At 66.9% G+C, this 16,482-nt stretch carries 12 protein-coding genes and 1 riboswitch; of the genes, 6 read left to right on the plus strand and 6 right to left on the minus strand.

Annotated features, from left to right (window positions below):
- Positions 1-101 precede the first annotated feature (101 nt).
- Both ftsA and ftsZ read left to right on the plus strand, forming a co-directional pair.
- Positions 102-1,331 carry a cell division protein FtsA gene (gene ftsA / locus C8C96_RS08080; RefSeq protein WP_015012559.1) on the plus strand — a complete coding sequence of 410 codons (1,230 nt, stop codon included), beginning with the start codon at positions 102-104 and terminating at the stop codon, positions 1,329-1,331.
- Between the two features lie 151 nt (positions 1,332-1,482).
- Positions 1,483-2,724, plus strand: a complete 1,242-nt coding sequence (ftsZ, locus tag C8C96_RS08085) for a cell division protein FtsZ (protein ID WP_056059196.1) — start codon at positions 1,483-1,485, stop codon at positions 2,722-2,724.
- Between the two features lie 140 nt (positions 2,725-2,864).
- Here the strand turns inward: ftsZ and C8C96_RS08090 are convergent, their stop codons facing one another.
- Entirely contained in the window at positions 2,865-4,646 is a 1,782-nt protein-coding gene (locus C8C96_RS08090; RefSeq protein WP_121941983.1) for a methyl-accepting chemotaxis protein, read from the minus strand.
- Positions 4,647-4,839: 193 nt separating this feature from the next.
- Here C8C96_RS08090 and lpxC point away from each other — a divergent pair, with 193 nt between their 5' ends.
- The 4 genes from lpxC to C8C96_RS08105 all read left to right on the plus strand — a co-directional run bounded on the left by lpxC (position 4,840) and on the right by C8C96_RS08105 (position 10,011).
- Positions 4,840-5,763: a UDP-3-O-acyl-N-acetylglucosamine deacetylase gene (gene lpxC / locus C8C96_RS08095; RefSeq protein ID WP_015012562.1), complete on the plus strand. Its 924-nt coding sequence runs from the start codon at positions 4,840-4,842 to the stop codon at positions 5,761-5,763.
- A 12-nt stretch (positions 5,764-5,775) separates the two neighbouring features.
- Entirely contained in the window at positions 5,776-5,952 is a 177-nt protein-coding gene (locus C8C96_RS25000; RefSeq protein ID WP_015012563.1) for a hypothetical protein, read from the plus strand.
- A gap of 54 nt (positions 5,953-6,006) precedes the next feature.
- Positions 6,007-6,130: riboswitch (TPP riboswitch) on the plus strand.
- Between the two features lie 148 nt (positions 6,131-6,278).
- Positions 6,279-8,156 carry a phosphomethylpyrimidine synthase ThiC gene (gene thiC, locus C8C96_RS08100; protein WP_121943927.1) on the plus strand — a complete coding sequence of 626 codons (1,878 nt, stop codon included), beginning with the start codon at positions 6,279-6,281 and terminating at the stop codon, positions 8,154-8,156.
- A gap of 196 nt (positions 8,157-8,352) precedes the next feature.
- Positions 8,353-10,011 carry a methyl-accepting chemotaxis protein gene (locus C8C96_RS08105; protein WP_056059188.1) on the plus strand — a complete coding sequence of 553 codons (1,659 nt, stop codon included), beginning with the start codon at positions 8,353-8,355 and terminating at the stop codon, positions 10,009-10,011.
- 66 nt (positions 10,012-10,077) lie between these two features.
- Here C8C96_RS08105 and C8C96_RS08110 read toward each other — a convergent pair whose 3' ends face one another.
- The 5 genes from C8C96_RS08110 to gspL are packed head-to-tail and all read right to left on the minus strand — an operon-like array spanning position 10,078 to position 16,438.
- Positions 10,078-11,466, minus strand: a complete 1,389-nt coding sequence (locus C8C96_RS08110) for a GspE/PulE family protein (protein WP_121941984.1) — start codon at positions 11,464-11,466, stop codon at positions 10,078-10,080.
- Between the two features lie 13 nt (positions 11,467-11,479).
- A complete protein-coding gene (gene gspD, locus C8C96_RS08115; protein ID WP_121941985.1) occupies positions 11,480-13,759 on the minus strand; it encodes a type II secretion system secretin GspD in 2,280 nt (759 codons plus the stop codon).
- Between the two features lie 4 nt (positions 13,760-13,763).
- Positions 13,764-14,576, minus strand: coding sequence for a type II secretion system protein N (gspN, locus tag C8C96_RS08120; protein WP_121941986.1), 813 nt, complete (start codon positions 14,574-14,576; stop codon positions 13,764-13,766).
- A gap of 33 nt (positions 14,577-14,609) precedes the next feature.
- On the minus strand, positions 14,610-15,155 hold the full coding sequence (gene gspM, locus C8C96_RS08125; protein ID WP_121941987.1) for a type II secretion system protein GspM: 546 nt from the start codon (positions 15,153-15,155) through the stop codon (positions 14,610-14,612).
- Positions 15,152-16,438, minus strand: a complete 1,287-nt coding sequence (gene gspL, locus C8C96_RS08130; RefSeq protein ID WP_121941988.1) for a type II secretion system protein GspL — start codon at positions 16,436-16,438, stop codon at positions 15,152-15,154. The genes gspM and gspL overlap by 4 nt, the downstream gene beginning before the upstream one ends.
- Positions 16,439-16,482 lie beyond the last annotated feature (44 nt).

The following is a 16,482-nucleotide window of genomic DNA, read 5'->3' on the forward strand; positions in this document are numbered from 1 at the left end:
GAGGCAAGACAGAGCAAGACGCAGCACTCTGCGGGCCCCGAGAGGCCGGTGCGAGGGGTTGGTGGGACAGCGGGACAGAACCGAGAAGGGCAGAGACTGATATGGCAAGAGAATACAAAGACGTCGTCGTGGGGCTGGACATTGGCACCGCCAAGGTCATGGCTGTGGTGGCCGAGGTTCTGCCCAATGGCGAGCTCAAGCTCGCAGGCTTGGGCGTGGCCCCGAGCAATGGTCTCAAGCGCGGCGTGGTGGTCAACATCGATGCCACCGTGCAGAGCATCCAGCAGGCGCTGAAAGAGGCCGAGCTGATGGCGGACTGCAAGATCCAGCGCGTCTACACCGGCATCACGGGCAGCCACATTCGCGGTCTCAACTCCAGCGGCATGGTGGCGGTGAAGGACAAGGAAGTCACGTCGGCCGACGTGGCCCGCGTGGTGGAGACGGCCAAGGCCATCAACATCAGCAGCGACCAGCGCCTGTTGCTGGTGGAGCCGCAGGAATTCGTGATCGACGGGCAGGATGTGAAGGAGCCCATCGGCATGAGCGGCATCCGCCTGGAGGCCAAGATCCACATCGTGACCGGCGCGCAGAGCGCGGCCGAGAACATCATCAAGTGTGTGCGCCGCTGCGGCCTGGAGGTCGAGCAGCTCATGCTCAATCCTCTGGCCAGCAGCCAGGCCGTGCTCACTGACGACGAGCGCGAGCTGGGCGTGGTGGTGGTGGATATCGGCGCGGGCACGACCGATGTCGCCATCTTCACTGGCGGCGCGATCCGCCACACCGCGGTGATTCCGATTGCGGGCGACCTCATCACCAGCGACATCGCCATGGCACTGCGCACGCCGACCAAGGACGCAGAGGACATCAAGGTGGAAAGCGGCTACGCAAAGCAACTGTTGGCTGACCCCGAGGCGCAAGTGGAAGTGCCCGGCCTGGGCGACCGCAGCCCGCGTATGCTGAGCAAGCAGGCGCTGGCCGGTGTGATCGAGCCGCGTGTGGAAGAAATCTTCTCGCTCGTGCAGCAGGTGGTGCGCGAGTCGGGCTACGAAGAAGTGCTGTCGTCGGGCATCGTGCTCACGGGCGGCAGCTCGGTCATGCCGGGAATGATCGAACTGGGCGAGGACATCTTCCTCAAGCCCGTGCGGCGCGGCATACCGAAGTATTCCAGCGCCCTGGCTGACATGGTGGCCCAGCCCCGTGCAGCCACCGTGATGGGGCTGCTGGAAGAAGCGCGCCTGGCACGTCTGCGCGGCTTCAAGGTGGCTCAGAAGAGTGGGTCCATGAAGACCGCATTCGGGCGCTTCAAAGATTTCATCGTGGGGAATTTCTGACCATGAAATACCCCCTGTGGCTAGCGCGTGGGAGCCCTCACCAGATACCGCGCGAGCGATGGCGATGTACAGGACCGCCACGCACTACAAGAAAAATGATCCCATCTCTCAATTGGCAATTGCATACGAATTTAGAACCAGGAGCTCCAAGATGACCATCGAAATGATCGAAGCCGAAGAATTCAACCAGGGCACCCAGATCAAGGTGATCGGTGTGGGCGGTGGCGGCAGCAATGCCGTCGAGCACATGATTGCCCGCAGCGTACAGGGCGTGGAGTTTGTCAGCGCCAACACCGATGCACAGGCGCTCACGCGCAGCTCGGCGCACCGCGTCATCCAGCTGGGCAACAGCGGCCTGGGTGCTGGGGGCAAGCCCGAGAAAGCCCGCGATGCGGCTGAGGCGGCGGTTGCCGATATCCGTGAAGCCATCTCTGGCGCCCACATGCTGTTCATCACGGCGGGCATGGGCGGCGGCACGGGCACGGGCGCTGCGCCCGTGATCGCGCGCGTGGCCAAGGAGATGGGCATCCTGACAGTGGGCGTGGTCACCAAGCCTTTCGACTGGGAGGGCGGTCGCCGCATGAAGAATGCGGACGATGGCCTGGCCGAACTGGAAGCCAACGTGGACTCGCTGATTGTTGTGCTCAACGAGAAGCTGCTGGACGTGCTGGGCGACGACATCACCCAGGACGAGGCCTTTGCGCACGCCAATGACGTGCTCAAGAACGCTGTGGGCGGTATCGCTGAGATCATCAACGAATACGGCCAGGTGAACGTGGACTTTGAAGACGTGCGCACCGTGATGGGCGAGCCCGGCAAGGCCATGATGGGCACGGCCACGGCCAGCGGCCCAGACCGCGCACGCATCGCAGCCGAGCAGGCCATCGCCTGCCCGCTGCTCGAAGGCATCGACCTGTCGGGCGCCAAGGGTGTGCTGGTGCTGGTCACGGCCAGCAAGGGCAGCCTCAAGCTGTCCGAGTCACGCCAGGCCATGAACACCATCAACGCCTACGCATCGACCGACGCGCACGTGATCTTTGGTGCTGCCTATGACGAAAGCCTGGGTGACGAGATCCGCGTGACCGTGGTGGCCACGGGTCTGTCGCGTGCCAATGCGCGCCGTCAGCCCATCTCGGTGGTGCAGGGTGGCCTGCGCACGGGTACGGACAACATGGCCTACCAGATGCCTGTCGCCGGTGTGGGTACGCTGGGTGGTGCCGTGGGCGTGCAAGGCGGCCACACGGGCAGCGCGCAGGCCGACTATGGCAGCATGTCGGTACCCAGCGTGTGGCGTACCAACCGCACGCAGGCCGCAGCCCGCGTGGATGCCCTGTCGTCCGGCGGTATGGATGACCTGGAAATCCCCGCCTTCCTGCGCAAGCAAGCGGACTGACAACCGCGCTGATCGCACCCTGCGGCCCCCTCCCGGGGGCTGCAAGACAAAAAGCCCTGCCGGCGCAAGCTGGTAGGGCTTTTTGACTGGGCGAACGTCAGCAGGCTCTCAGGCCCGGGTCGCCCCAGGCCTCTCAGTGATCAGAAAGATTCCCAGTCATCGTTATTGTCAGCCGCAGGCTTGGGGCTGCTTGCCTTGGGGGGCAATGCCGCCGCTGGCGCGGGTGAAGGCGCAGCAGCACGGGGGGCTGCTGGCGCCTTAGACAGGGCCGGGCGGGGCGCTGCCGCACGCACGGCAGGGGCCACGGCGGGGCGGGGCGCAGCTGCGGGGCGGCTGGCCGGGGCGGGAGCGGAGGTGCTGCCGTTCACGCGGAACAGCGCCACCACCTGGGTGAGCTTCATGGCTTGCTCGCGCAGGCTGTCTGCTGCTGCTGCCGACTGCTCCACCAGCGCTGAGTTCTGCTGGGTCATCTGGTCCAGTTGGTTCACGGCGGTGTTGACCTGGGCAATGCCCTGGCTCTGCTCCGATGTGGCCGAGCGGATTTCTCCAATGATGTCTGTCACGCGTTGAACGCTGTCCACGATCTCGGTCATGGTGGCGCCTGCATTGCCCACCAGTTGCGTGCCCGATGCCACCTTCTCCACGGAAGCGTCGATCAATGTCTTGATTTCCTTGGCGGCTGCAGCGCTGCGTTGTGCCAGGCTGCGTACTTCGCTGGCGACCACCGCGAAACCGCGACCCTGTTCACCTGCGCGCGCTGCCTCGACGGCGGCGTTGAGCGCCAGGATGTTGGTCTGGAACGCGATCCCGTCGATGACGCCGATGATGTCGCTGATCTTGTTGCTGCTGGCGTTGATATCCTGCATGGTGGATACCACGCGGGACACCACTTCCCCTCCGCGCGCCGCCACGGCAGCCGCTGAAGTTGCCATCTGGTTGGCGGTCTGCGCGGAGTCGGACGTCTGCTTCACGGTGCTGGTCAGCTCCTCCATGCTGCTGGCGGTGGTTTGCAGGTTGCTGGCCGTGTCTTCGGTGCGGTGGGCCAGGTCGTTGTTGCCCTGGGCAATTTCCCCCGACGCCGTAGCAATGCTGTCCGTGGCCGACCGTACCTCGGTCACCAGCTTGCGCAGCGAGGCCACCATGTGCGCCAAGCCATCGAGCATGGAGCCCGGTGGGGCGGCAGGGATCTGGGCATCCAGGTTGCCTTCGGCCACCTCGGACATGATGGCAATGGCGTGGGTGGGTTCGCCACCAATCTGGCGCAACACCGAGCGCGACACCAGCAGGCCGATCACCCCCACCGCCACAAACACCGCCACCACCAGTGCAAGGCTCGACCACAGGGCCTGGCGCAGCATGGCATCGACGTCGTCCGTATACAGCCCGGAGCCCACCATCCAGTTCCAGCCGTCCACTTTGACGATGTACTGCAGCTTGGGCACGGGTGTCTGCTGGCCGGGGCGCGCGAACATGGTGGGCACAAAGGCCTTGCCGTCCTTGCTGCTGCGCATGCCGTTGACCAGCAGGCCGATGATGTCCACGCCCGAACCATCCTTGACCTTGCCGAGCATGTCCTGCCCGTCCCACTCGGTCTTGAAGGGGTGCATCACGCCCACGCCCTCGGTGGTCCAGATGTAGAAATATTCGGTCTTGCCCTCGGGTCCGCCGTAGCGTGCAATGCGCAGGGCGTCCTTGGCAGCCTTCTGCGCGTCTTCCACCGACATGGCGCCACTCGCGGCCTTGGCCTGGTAACCGACCACGATGCTGTGTGCGGACTGGACGGCGGTGGTCAGCAGGTCCTTGCGGGACTCGGTGATCAGTCGCCGCTCCTGGAGGAGTGACAGGATGGCCATGATCAGCAGCGCCGTGAGCGCGGTGCCGATCATGAGCATGACTTTCATCTTGAAACTGAGTTTGCTCATGGGAGTCTCCTGTGGGGCGGGTGTCGTGCGTTCATGTTGTGGTTGTTAAGGCCCTGTGTACCAAATTGTGCGGCGAACCATGGGACCTGCACAGTAGGTGAAAACGCGGCGGTAGCTCTACGTACGCGTCGCTTTGAGGTGCGACAAGACCTCGGCACGTGCGGGGCGGTGCCGCAGAAACTAAAATGCGCAGATGCTCCAGCAACGCACCCTCAAGACCCTGACCCGCGCCGTAGGCGTGGGTCTGCACAGCGGCCAACGGGTCGAGTTGACCCTGCGGCCCGCGCAGCCGGACACAGGCATCGTGTTCCGGCGGGTGGATCTGCCGCAGCCGGTGGACATTCCCATCCGTGCCGAGGCTGTGACGGATACGAGGCTGGCGTCCACCATCGCAGTGGGCAATGCCAAGGTGCACACGGTGGAGCACCTGATGTCGGCCTGTGCGGGGCTGGGCATCGACAACCTGTACGTGGACATCACGGCCGAAGAGGTCCCCATCCTCGATGGGTCTTCGGCCTCGTTTGTGTTCCTGTTGCAAAGCGCCGGGGTGGAGCTGCAGAACGCACCCAAGCGCTTTATCCGCGTCACCCGGCCCGTGGAGGTGCGCGAGGGTGAGGGTGCCAATGCCAAGTGGGCGCGCCTCACGCCGTACCACGGCTACAAGCTCAGCTTCGAAATCGACTTTGACCACCCGGCGGTGGACTCCACTGGCCAGCGCGTCGAGTTTGACCTGGGGCAAGGCAACTACAGCCGCGACATTGCCCGCGCCCGCACCTTCGGCTTCACCCGCGATGTGGAGATGATGCGCTCCAACGGCCTGGCGCTGGGCGGCGGGCTGGACAACGCCATCGTGATGGACGACTACAAGGTGCTCAACAGCGACGGGCTGCGCTACGACGACGAGTTCGTGAAGCACAAGATCCTGGATGCCATGGGCGACCTGTACCTCATTGGCAAGCCCCTGCTGGCGGCCTACAGTGCGTTCCGCTCGGGCCACGCCATGAACAACCTCTTGCTGCGTGAGCTGCTGGCCCAGCGTGATGCCTGGGAGGTGGTCACGTTCGAGGACGAGCGCCAGGCTCCCACCGGCTTTGCGCAGCCTGCGCGCGCCTGGTAGGGCCCGCTTGCCATGTTGATCTTTCGCTGGCTGGCCATGCTGCTGCTCCTGGCGGCGGCCGTGTCGTTCGCGTTTTACGCGGGCACCGGGCAGCCGCGCTACAAGCGCCTGGGGCTCGTCATCCTCAAGTGGACAGTGATTGCCGCCGTCTTTTTCTTCGCGGTGATCCTCATCGGCCGCCTGGCCTGATGTATCTGTTGATTGGGGGGCTCTGCTGCCCCGTTTTTCCTCTGCCCTATACTCGCGCCTGCTCCGGGGTGTGCTGATGCGCTGAGATGCGAGAGGCCTGAAGAAATTCAGGCCAGCTTGCGAACCCGACGAACTTGATCCGGTTCATACCGGCGGAAGAAGAGCCGACCTCCTTGTCCCCGTGCCCGCACTCCCTGTGGGCACGCCTTGCCTCAGGTGCTGCCATGCGCAGCCACCCGAGGGGCGCACAGGTCCATTCCGGAGCAGACCCACCGCCACCGGAACCAGGAGACCTGCCCATGAACGCCCCCGATCCCCACGCCACACTGGCTGCCCCTGAAAAGTTCGCCGAGCTGCTCGCACGCACCCGCGAACCCTTCCCCGCATCCCGCAAGGCCTATATCCCCGGCCATCTGCACACAGACCTGCGCGTGCCCGTGCGCGACATCGCGCTAACCAACGGCGAGCTGGTCAGCGTGTACGACACCTCCGGTCCTTACACCGACCCTGAAGCCGTGATCGACGTGCGCAAGGGCCTGGCCAGCGTGCGCGGTAGCTGGATCGCCGGCCGTGGCGATGTGGAGCACTACGAAGGCCGCGCCCCCGTAGCGCTGGACGACGGCCAAAAGAGCGAAGATGCCACCCGCCTCGCCCAGCTGCGCGCCGAGGCCGCCGCCTTGCAGCGCAAGCCCCTGCGCGCCAAGGCGGGTGCCAATGTCACGCAGATGCACTACGCCAAGAAGGGCATCATCACGCCCGAGATGGAATACGTCGCCATCCGCGAAAACGGCAAGCGTGAGTGGATGGAACAGTACATGGCCGACGCAGGCCGTGAAAAGCGCCTGATGGGCAACCCGATGGGCGCCAGCATCCCGCGCATCATCACCCCCGAATTTGTGCGCGACGAAGTGGCCCGGGGCCGCGCCATCATCCCCGCCAACATCAACCACCCCGAGGTGGAGCCGATGGCGATTGGCCGCAACTTCCTGGTCAAGATCAACGCCAACATCGGTAACTCGGCCGTCACCTCCAGCATCGAAGAAGAAGTAGAAAAGCTCGTCTGGGCGATCCGCTGGGGCGCCGACAACGTGATGGACCTGTCCACTGGCAAGAACATCCACACCACGCGCGACTGGATCGTGCGCAACAGCCCCGTGCCGATTGGCACCGTGCCGATCTACCAGGCGCTCGAAAAAGTGGGCGGCGTGGCCGAAGACCTGACCTGGGCGATCTTCCGCGACACGCTGATCGAGCAGGCCGAGCAGGGCGTGGACTACTTCACCATCCATGCGGGCGTGCGCCTGGCTTACATCCACCTCACGGCGCAGCGGCGCACGGGCATCGTCTCGCGCGGCGGCTCCATCATGGCCAAGTGGTGCATGGCGCACCACCGCGAGAGCTTCCTGTACGAGCACTTCGAGGATATCTGCGACATCATGAAGGCGTACGACGTGTCGTTCAGCCTGGGTGACGGCCTGCGGCCTGGCTGCGCGTCCGATGCCAACGACGAAGCGCAATTTGCCGAGCTGCACACGCTGGGCGAACTCACGCAAGTCGCCTGGAAGCACGACGTGCAGACCATGATCGAAGGCCCGGGCCATGTGCCCATGCACATGATCCAGGCCAACATGACCGAGCAGCTCAAGACCTGCCACGAAGCGCCGTTCTACACCCTGGGCCCGCTGACCATCGACATCGCCCCCGGCTACGACCACATTGCCTCGGCCATCGGCGCGGCCATGATCGGCTGGATGGGCACGGCCATGTTGTGTTACGTGACGCCCAAGGAACACCTGGGCCTGCCCGACCGCGACGACGTGAAGCAGGGGATCATTGCCTACAAGATCGCGGCCCACGCGGCCGATGTGGCCAAGGGGCACCCCGGCGCCCGTGCACGCGACGATGCGCTCAGCCAGGCGCGCTTCGACTTCCGCTGGCAGGACCAGTTCAACTTGGGCCTGGACCCCGAAACCGCCAAGGAATACCACGACGAGACCCTGCCCAAGGACTCGGCCAAGGTGGCACATTTCTGCTCGATGTGTGGCCCCAAGTTCTGCTCGATGAAGATCACCCAGGAAGTGCGCGACTTCGCTGCGCAAAAGGGCGTGGCCGAGGCCGAAGCCCTGGCCCAGGGCATGCAGGCGAAGGCGGCCGAGTTCCAGCAGGGCGGCGGCGAGCTGTACATCCCGCTCAAGCCCGTGTAAAGGCAGCAGCGCAATAAGCGCAGCTACTGGCCCCGAGGATTCCCTGAAACAGGGCCCCGGGGCCGTGCTTACCCTGTGCGGTGGACCGCCTTGCCCGGCATATAGTCCCGCCCACCCCCGGCCCAGAAGGCGGGGGGTGTGTGTGGCACCAAATTTGCTATGCTGGACTGTCTGTTAAAAAATGTAAGGAAGAGCCATGAATGCTCTCGGCCGCTTCTCCATCCGCACGCGTCTCTACTTCGGAACCGTCTTTTCCCTAATCCTTCTGGTCGTCATTGGTGCCATGGGCTACGTGGCCCTGGACCGAACGCGCGGCACGCTGCAGGTGCTGTTTTCAGAACGCGTGCAGACGCTGACAGACATGTCCGAGCTGCGCACCACCCTGGGTGACCTGCGCCGGACCGAAAAAGACATCATCATCAACTTCAACAATTCGGTCGAGGTCTCTGCCCTGCGTGAGTCCTGGGCCAAAACCCTGACCTCCCTGCGCAAGCGCCTGGCCGATGTGCGGCAAGTGCAGTCGGGCGATGCCGAGTTTGTGGCCTCGATCGACAAATCGCTCGACGAGATCAAGCAGTACGAAACCGGCATCTCACCCATCTTCGAAAAGATCGAGGGCGCGCAGCTCGACGGCGCAGGGGGCGGCGCCTACGCCGACCGCCTGAAGGTCCACATGGAAGCCACCGACAAGCTGTTCTCCAGCCTGGCGGGTTCGGCTCGTGCGCAGATGGACGAGGCCCGCGCGGGTGTCGAATCGCGCACCTCCACCATGGCCGCACTGATTGGTGTGGGTCTGGTGCTGGCGCTGGCGGTGCTGATTCCGCTCACGTTCTTCAGCGTGCGTTCTATCACCAAGTCCCTCGGACAGGCGCAGGAGCTGGCCGAACGCATTGCCAGTGGCGACTTGTCGCGCGATGTGGCAGCCATGAACCAGGATGAAGTGGGCCAGCTGGTAGGCGCCATGGGCCGCATGCAGGACTCGTTGCGTGACCTGGTGCGCCAGGTGCAGGACGCGGCGGGCAACATCTCCACCGCCAGCTCCGAGATCGCCAGCGGCAACCATGACCTGAGCCACCGCACCGAGCAGACGGCGGCCAACCTGGAAGAGACCGCCTCATCGATGGAGGTGCTGACCAGCACCGTGCAGCAAAGCGCCCAGGCCTCGCGCCAGGCCAGCGACTTCGCCTCGTCCGCCGCCGAGGTGGCTGCACGCGGCGGCGCCGTGGTGTCGCAGGTGGTGACCACCATGGACCAGATCACCACCAGCTCGCGCAAGATCGCGGACATCACGGGCGTGATCGATTCGATTGCGTTCCAGACCAACATCCTGGCGCTCAACGCGGCGGTGGAAGCCGCCCGTGCCGGTGAGCAGGGCCGTGGCTTTGCGGTGGTGGCCAGCGAGGTGCGCAACCTGGCGCAGCGCAGCGCCGAAGCGGCCAAGGAGATCAAGGGCCTGATCGGTTCGTCGGTGGAGCGGGTCGAAGACGGCTCGCGCCTGGTGAGCCAGGCCGGCCAGACCATGACCGAGATCGTGAGCAGCGTGCGGCGCGTGTCCGACATCATTGCGGAGATCACCGCTTCGTCGGCCGAGCAAAGCGACAACATCGGCCAGATCAGCCAGTCGGTCACGCAGCTCGACCAGATGACCCAGCAGAACGCGGCGCTGGTGGAGGAGTCCACCGCAGCGTCCGAGTCGCTGCGCGAGCAGGCGCACCACCTCAACAGCGCGGTCAGCCAGTTCAAGCTGCAGGATGGCGCGACGGCATCCCCGGCGTTTAGCACCTCCGCACCCGCAACGCCCGCCGCACCTGCTATGGCCCAGGTGGGGCGCCGGCCCGCGCTGCAGATCCGGTAGTTTGAAGTGTTTTTGGCTGGCAGCGCTAGTGCTTCATGCGCTAGCAGCTATCAAAAACGCAGCAAATCAGTCCCGCGTCACCCGCAGCACTTCTTCGCGGCTGGTGATGCCGGCGGCAATCAGGCGTTCGCCATCGTCCCGCATCAGCGCCATGCCACCCGCCAGCGCTGCGGTGCGGATGTCGGCCTCTGAGGCTTGGTTGTGGATCTGTGCCCGGATCGCGTCCGTGGTCACCAGCAACTCGAACACGCCCGTGCGGCCGGTGTAGCCCGTCTGGCCGCAGTGCTCGCAGCCGCTGCCGTGGCAGTGGCTGCAGAACTTGCGCACTAGGCGCTGGGCCAGCACGCCCAGCAGCGACGACGACAACAGGAAGGGCTCCACGCCCATGTCCGTCAGGCGCGTGACGGCGCTGGCAGCATCGTTGGTGTGCAACGTGGCCAGCACCAGGTGACCCGTGAGCGAGGCCTGGATGGCAATCTGCGCGGTCTCGAAGTCGCGGATTTCGCCAATCATGATGATGTCCGGGTCCTGCCGCAGGATGGCGCGCAGGGCCTTGGCAAAGGTCAGCTCGATCTTGCTGTTGACCTGGGTCTGGCCCACGCCCGGCAGCTCGTATTCGATGGGGTCTTCCACCGTCATGATGTTGTTGCGCGTGGCGTCGAGCCGACCCAGCGCTGCATACAGCGTGGTCGTCTTGCCCGAGCCCGTGGGGCCGGTGACCAGGATGATGCCGTGCGGCTGGCCGATCAGGCCCTCAAAGCGGCGCAGGGTGTCGCCCTGCATGCCCACGGCCTCCAGGCTGAGCTTGCTTTCACTCTTGTCCAGCAGGCGCAGCACGGCGCGCTCGCCGTGCGCGCTGGGCAGGGTGGAGACGCGCACGTCGATGGCACGGGTGCCCAGGCGCAGGCTGATGCGGCCGTCCTGGGGCAGGCGTTTTTCGCTGATGTCCAGGTCGGCCATGATCTTCAGGCGCGAGATCAATGCGGCGTGCAGCGCGCGGTTGGGCTGCACCACTTCGCGCAGCGTGCCATCCACGCGAAAGCGCACGCTGCTGTGGCGCTCGTAGGGCTCGATGTGGATATCGCTCGCGCCGTCGCGCGCGGCCTGCGTGAGCAGGGCGTTGAGCATGCGGATGATGGGTGCGTCGCCGGCTGATTCCAGCAGGTCTTCCACCGCAGGTAGCTCCTGCATCATGCGCGAGAGGTCGGCGTCGCTCTCGACCTCGCTCACCACGGTGGCGGCGCTCGATTCGCTGTGCGAATAGGCCGCGCTGATGCGCTGGGCCAGGGCAGGCGCATCGAGCGCAAGCAGTTGCTGCACCGGGTGCTTGCGCAGCACTTCGGACAGCGCGCCCGCGTCGGGGCTGGGGCCGTGCCACAGCACCAGCTGGTGGCCGTCGTCCTCCAGCAGCAGCTGGGCGGTGCGGGCAAAGGCGTAGGGCAGGGGGTGGCGCATGCGTGGCGGCCCTTCAGCGTGGCGAGGACTCTGCGGGCAGCGGGGCCAGCGGCTGCGCAGGCACCGTGACTGCGCCGGGATCTGTGCGTTGTGGCAGTGCGGGCAGGATGGGCGCACCCGACACCGACTTCATCACCACGCTGGGCGCGGGCTGGGTGGTCTGCTGCAGCGCGCGGATGGCCTCGTAGCGGTCCATCATCAATGCGTCGCTGGTGGCGTTATCACGCACCACAATGGGGCGCAGGAACACCATCAGGTTGGTCTTGTTGCGGGTGCGGTTCTCGCTGCGGAACAGGTTGCCCAGCACCGGGATGTCGCCCATCACCGGCACCTTGTCCTGGCCTTGCGAGTAGCTGTCTTCCAGCAGGCCGCCAATCACGATGATGCTGCCATCGTCCACCACCACGTTCGACTCGATGGAGCGCTTGCTGGTGGTGGGGCCGTTGGCGTTGCTCAGCGTGGCGGTGTCGATCTTGGAGACCTCCTGGTAGATCGCCATCTTCACCGTGCCGTTCTCGCTGATCTGCGGACGCACCTTGAGCATGAGGCCCACGTCCTTGCGCTCCACCGTGGTGAACGGGTTCACCGTGCTGCTGCCGGTGCTGTTGGCGTACGAGCCGGTCACGAAGGGCACGTTGTTGCCGATGATGATGCGCGCCTCTTCGTTGTCCAGCGTCATCAGGTTGGGGGTGGAGAGCACGTTGGCATCGCCGCTGTTCTGCAGGAAGTTCGCCAGCGCGCCCAGGTAGTACTGGCCGTTGATGCGCGGTGCGAGCGCCAGGTTCAGGCCCTTGCCCAGCGAACTGGCCGCCGTCGCGATGGAGGTGGTGGAGCCCGAGGCCAGGGCGGCTGTCACGTTCAGGATGTTGGCACCGGCAGCGCCGGAGTTGGTGCCGATCACGCCCACGGTGCCATCGCCGTTTTTGCCCAGAATGCCCTGCCACTGAATGCCGAACTCGGCCACCTTGTTGGCAGAGACCTCGACGATCAGGCTCTCGACCAGCACCTGCGCGCGGCGGCCGTCGAGCTTGTCGATCACGTCGCGCAGCTGACGGTACAGCGGCTCGGGCGCCGTGATGATGAGCGAGTTGGTGGTGGGGTCGGCCTGGATCTGACCGCCGGTGGAGGGCTGGTTGTTGTTGGTGCTGCTGGTGCCCATGGCGCTGGTGCTGGAGCCCAGGCCGCCGCTGGTGCTGCTGCCGGACGAGCTGCCGTTGGTGGACAGCATGCCCCCGGTGCTCAGCCCCGTGCTGGGTGCGGGCGAGCTGGCACCGCCACCGCTGCTGGCCGCACCGCCATTGCCGCCACCCATGGCCGCCATGGCGGCGCGCAGGGTGGTGGCCAGCTTGGTGGCGTCGGCGTTCTTGAGGTAGACCACATGGATGTTGCCGCTGGCCGCGCTGCTGCCCGGCGCGGGGGCCTGGTCCAGCTGGGCCACCAGGGCGCGCACCTGGGCCACGCGGGCCGGGTTGGCGGCACGCAGGATCAGCGAGTTGCTGCGCGGCTCGGCAATCAGGGTGGTCTTGAACGCGGTGTCGGCCTGGCCGGGCGCGGCCGCGGCTGCGGCACCCCCGTTGGCGCTGCCGCCGTCGATCAGGCGCGACACCAGCGGTGCCAGGTCGCTGGCAATCGCGTTCTTGAGCGGAATCACCTCCACATCGCTGGCGTTGGACACATCCATGGCCGCCACGATGCGCGCCAGGCGCTGCAGGTTGTCGGCATAGTCGGTGATCACCAGCGAGTTGTTGCCGGGGTTCACGTTGATGGTGTTGTTGGGGCTGATGAGCGGGCGCAGCACCGGCACCAGATTGGCCGCATTCTCGAAGTTGAGCTTGAAGATCTGCGTGACGATTTGCCCGCCGCCGGGCGCGCTGCCCGCGTTGCCCTGCACCACGCTCACGCTGCCGCCCTGCAGCTTGGCGTCGGCCTCGGGCACCACCTTGTACAGGCCGGCCGCCTCCACCACCGTGAAGCCCTGCAGCCGCAGCGCGGCCAGGAACTGCTGGAACGCAGCGGCAGGCGTCACCGCGCGCTCGGTCACGAGGTTGAGCTGGCCTTTGACCCGTGGGTCCACCACCACGTTGCGGCCGGTGATGGTGGCCATGGTGCGGGCCACGGCCTCGATCTCAGCGTTGGCAAAGTTGAGCGTGACGGGTTCGCTGGGGCGCACGCTGCCGGTGCGGGTGTCCACCGCCGTTTGGGCGCCAATCTGACCACTGGCGCAGGTAAGTATTGCGCTGGCTGCTATGGTTTTGAGAGTGAAGCGCAGGCGTGGAGCAAACAGGAAAGTCATAGATTCAACCCACGGTGATGATGGAGCGCGCGCCATTGCGCCGTCCGATGATGTTCAGAAGATTGGACAGCGCAGCCTCCCGCTCGGGGGTGGCGCTGGCCTCGCCCGCAAAGCGCAGGCGGTTGCCCACCCACTGGCCGCTGCCGCTCAGTTGCAGGGCCCCGTCGAGGGTGCTGAGGGCGAGCGTGGGCACCTCGCCGCCCTGCAGCACCAGCCGGTAGCTGCCCATGGGGCGCAGGGTGGACAGGCGCGAGGACATGGCCCGCGCATCCATCTGGGCCTGGCCCGCCAGCACCATGCGGCCTGCAGCCCATTGCGCCGTCAGCGCGCGTGTCTGCAGTGCCAGCTGCCCCTGCGGCTGCAGGGTGTTCCAGGGGGTGCCCAGGCCCGCCAGCAAGGCCGCAGGCCACTGGCTCTGGCCGTCGGCCACAGTGATTTGCGGCCCGGCCCAGCGCAGGTGCACCTGGGCCCGCAGGGGCTCGGGCGTGCAGCAGCCTGCGTGCAGTTGGGCACTTAGCCCGCCCCAGGTGGGGCGCAGCTGCCAGTCCACCCGGCCGGGCAGGGCGGCGCTGTCTTTGCTGGCCTGGCCACCAGTCAACACCAGTTGGGCCGAGCCGGTCCATACCGTGCCCCTTGGCTGCAGCAACAGCACCTGTCCCTGGGTGGCGCGGGCCACGCCGCCGGCCAGCCAGTGCGCGGGCGCAAAGGCCACCACGGCGGGCAGCACGCCGGCCAGCGCACCGGCCCATGCCCAGCCCCACGCCGTGCGGGGGGCGGAGCGGGGGGCTGGACGTGTCGGACGGAGGTTGCGGGCCACGGGGGGAATGTGTTGTTCAGGTCAGTCCGCGGGTCAGCGGGCCGGGGCGGCGGGCAGGGCCAGCACCACGGTGCCATCCCAGCGGGGCATGGCCACGGGCGCGCTGCCCAGGGTGATGGGCGCATTGCCGGTGGGCGCCGCAGCAGCGCTGCGGGTCAGCCGCGCTTCCAGCGGCGTGGCGCGGGCGTTGCTGCGGGCCTGGGCCAGCCATTGGGCCAGCGCGTCGGCCGAAGCCCCTTTGAGCGTGACCGTGGCGCGGTCGCCCGCCACGTTGAGCTGAGCCGTGTTGCCCAGGCGCTGCGTGAGGGCGGTGCGCAGCGCACCCACGGCATCGCCGGGGCTGGTGGCGGGTGTGGCCTGCAGCTGCTGGGCCTCCGCCTGCAGGCTTTGCATGCGCTGCAGCTGGGCGTCGAGTGCGGCGTGCCGCGCGGGCGCGGCGCGCAAGGTGCCGAGCGCGGGGGCGACGGCCACCCACCACAGCAGGGCCAGCGCCACCACCGTGGCGGCGGCCAGCACCAGGTTCTGCTCGCGGGGCGCCAGGGCTTTCCAGCGGTCCTGGAGGGCGGAGGATCGGGTCATGGGCTCACCTCGGTGCGCAGCAACAGGCTGCCATCGTCCACGCGGGCGCGGTATCCGGCGGCTTGCAGGCGGCCGGACACCACAGATTCTTCATCGGGCGCCAGGGTCACGCCACGCAGGCGCAGCTCTCCGGGGGTGTATTCGATGCTGCTGGGCAGGCGGCCATCGGGCAAGGCCGCACCGGCCGCTGCCAGCAGGGGCTCCAGGTCGCGCGCCGACACGCTGCCGGCAGCCTGCCGCAGCTGGGCGAGTTCGCGTTCCATCTGCACCGGCGCATCGACGACCACCTGCACTTTGGGAAAGGTCTGGGTCAGGGTGTTGCGTACGCTGGCCTGCTTGGCAGTCAGCGCCTGCCGTTCTTGCCAGGCCCAGGCATTGAGCCCCACCAGGTGCGCCACCACCAGCACGCCCGCGCCCCAGCGGGCTGCACGCCACTGCGGGGCATACAGCGCCGCGCTCAGCGCGCTGCCCACTTTGCGCAGCGCGCGGGTGCTGCTGGTGCTGGACAGGTCGAACTGCGCCAGGTCCCAGTCGCCGCGGGCGGCATCGAGCGCGCGCTGGCTGGTGGTGTGCAGGGCAATGCGTTGGCCTTGCTGGCCCAGGGTGCGTTCGGCCAGCGCAGCCACGGCGGGCTCGGCGCGGACCGTGAGGGCTGGGTTGTCGCCGCTATCGGCGGCTGGCAAGCCGGCGCGTGCCAGGGTCAGGGCCATAGGGGTCAGCGGCAGCACCGCCACGCCTTGGTCGGCGCCATGGCCGGTCAGCACCACGTAGGCCTCTTCGGGCGTGCCCAGGGCACACAGCTCGGGCTGGCCGCTGCCCGTGGGGCCGGGCGCAAATTCGGGCACCACGCGGGCCACGCGGCGGCCTGCGGCCTCCAGCGCCTGCAGGTGTTCGCGCAGCCAGGCGCGGTCGCACACGGCCACCCACACCGGCTCGCCAGCCTGCGCACGACTTTGTGCGCCGGGTTGCAGCGCAAAGTGCAGCTGGCTGGCATCGTCCAGCACGCGGTCTTCCAGCAGGCCTTCCAGCACCGAGCGCAGCCGGGGCGTCTGCTGGCCGGCGCCCAGCGGCACACCGGCCGGAATGGTCACGCGCTGCCACGACAGCGCCCGTGCGGGCACCACGGCCACGACCTCGCCGCCGGGGCGGGTGGGCTCGGGCAGCAGGGCAGCGGGTGCGGTGGCGTGCTGGAGGGCGGAATGGCCGTCTGCCGTGAGCGTGTAGGCGTACTCGGAGGCGGGTCCCGGGCGGGCCGGCGGCAGGAAAAGGATCAGGGTGCTCATGGGCGGGTTTTGCGGGCCATTTTAGGGGGCGGGCGTGACGCAGC

The organism is Acidovorax sp. 100 (assembly GCF_003688355.1).
Classification (GTDB): Bacteria; Pseudomonadota; Gammaproteobacteria; order Burkholderiales; family Burkholderiaceae_C; genus Acidovorax; species Acidovorax delafieldii.

Bases quoted from the DNA above. Each gene is read 5' to 3' on its own strand.
- lpxC (WP_015012562.1), top strand. From the start codon at position 4,840: ATGCTCCAGCAACGCACCCTCAAGACCCTGACCCGCGCCGTAGGCGTG.
- C8C96_RS25000 (WP_015012563.1), top strand. From the start codon at position 5,776: ATGTTGATCTTTCGCTGGCTGGCCATGCTGCTGCTCCTGGCGGCGGCC.
- gspL (WP_121941988.1), bottom strand. From the start codon at position 16,438: ATGAGCACCCTGATCCTTTTCCTGCCGCCGGCCCGCCCGGGACCCGCC.
- ftsA (WP_015012559.1), top strand. From the start codon at position 102: ATGGCAAGAGAATACAAAGACGTCGTCGTGGGGCTGGACATTGGCACC.
- C8C96_RS08090 (WP_121941983.1), bottom strand. From the start codon at position 4,646: ATGAGCAAACTCAGTTTCAAGATGAAAGTCATGCTCATGATCGGCACC.
- C8C96_RS08105 (WP_056059188.1), top strand. From the start codon at position 8,353: ATGAATGCTCTCGGCCGCTTCTCCATCCGCACGCGTCTCTACTTCGGA.
- C8C96_RS08110 (WP_121941984.1), bottom strand. From the start codon at position 11,466: ATGCGCCACCCCCTGCCCTACGCCTTTGCCCGCACCGCCCAGCTGCTG.
- ftsZ (WP_056059196.1), top strand. From the start codon at position 1,483: ATGACCATCGAAATGATCGAAGCCGAAGAATTCAACCAGGGCACCCAG.
- gspM (WP_121941987.1), bottom strand. From the start codon at position 15,155: ATGACCCGATCCTCCGCCCTCCAGGACCGCTGGAAAGCCCTGGCGCCC.
- gspD (WP_121941985.1), bottom strand. From the start codon at position 13,759: ATGACTTTCCTGTTTGCTCCACGCCTGCGCTTCACTCTCAAAACCATA.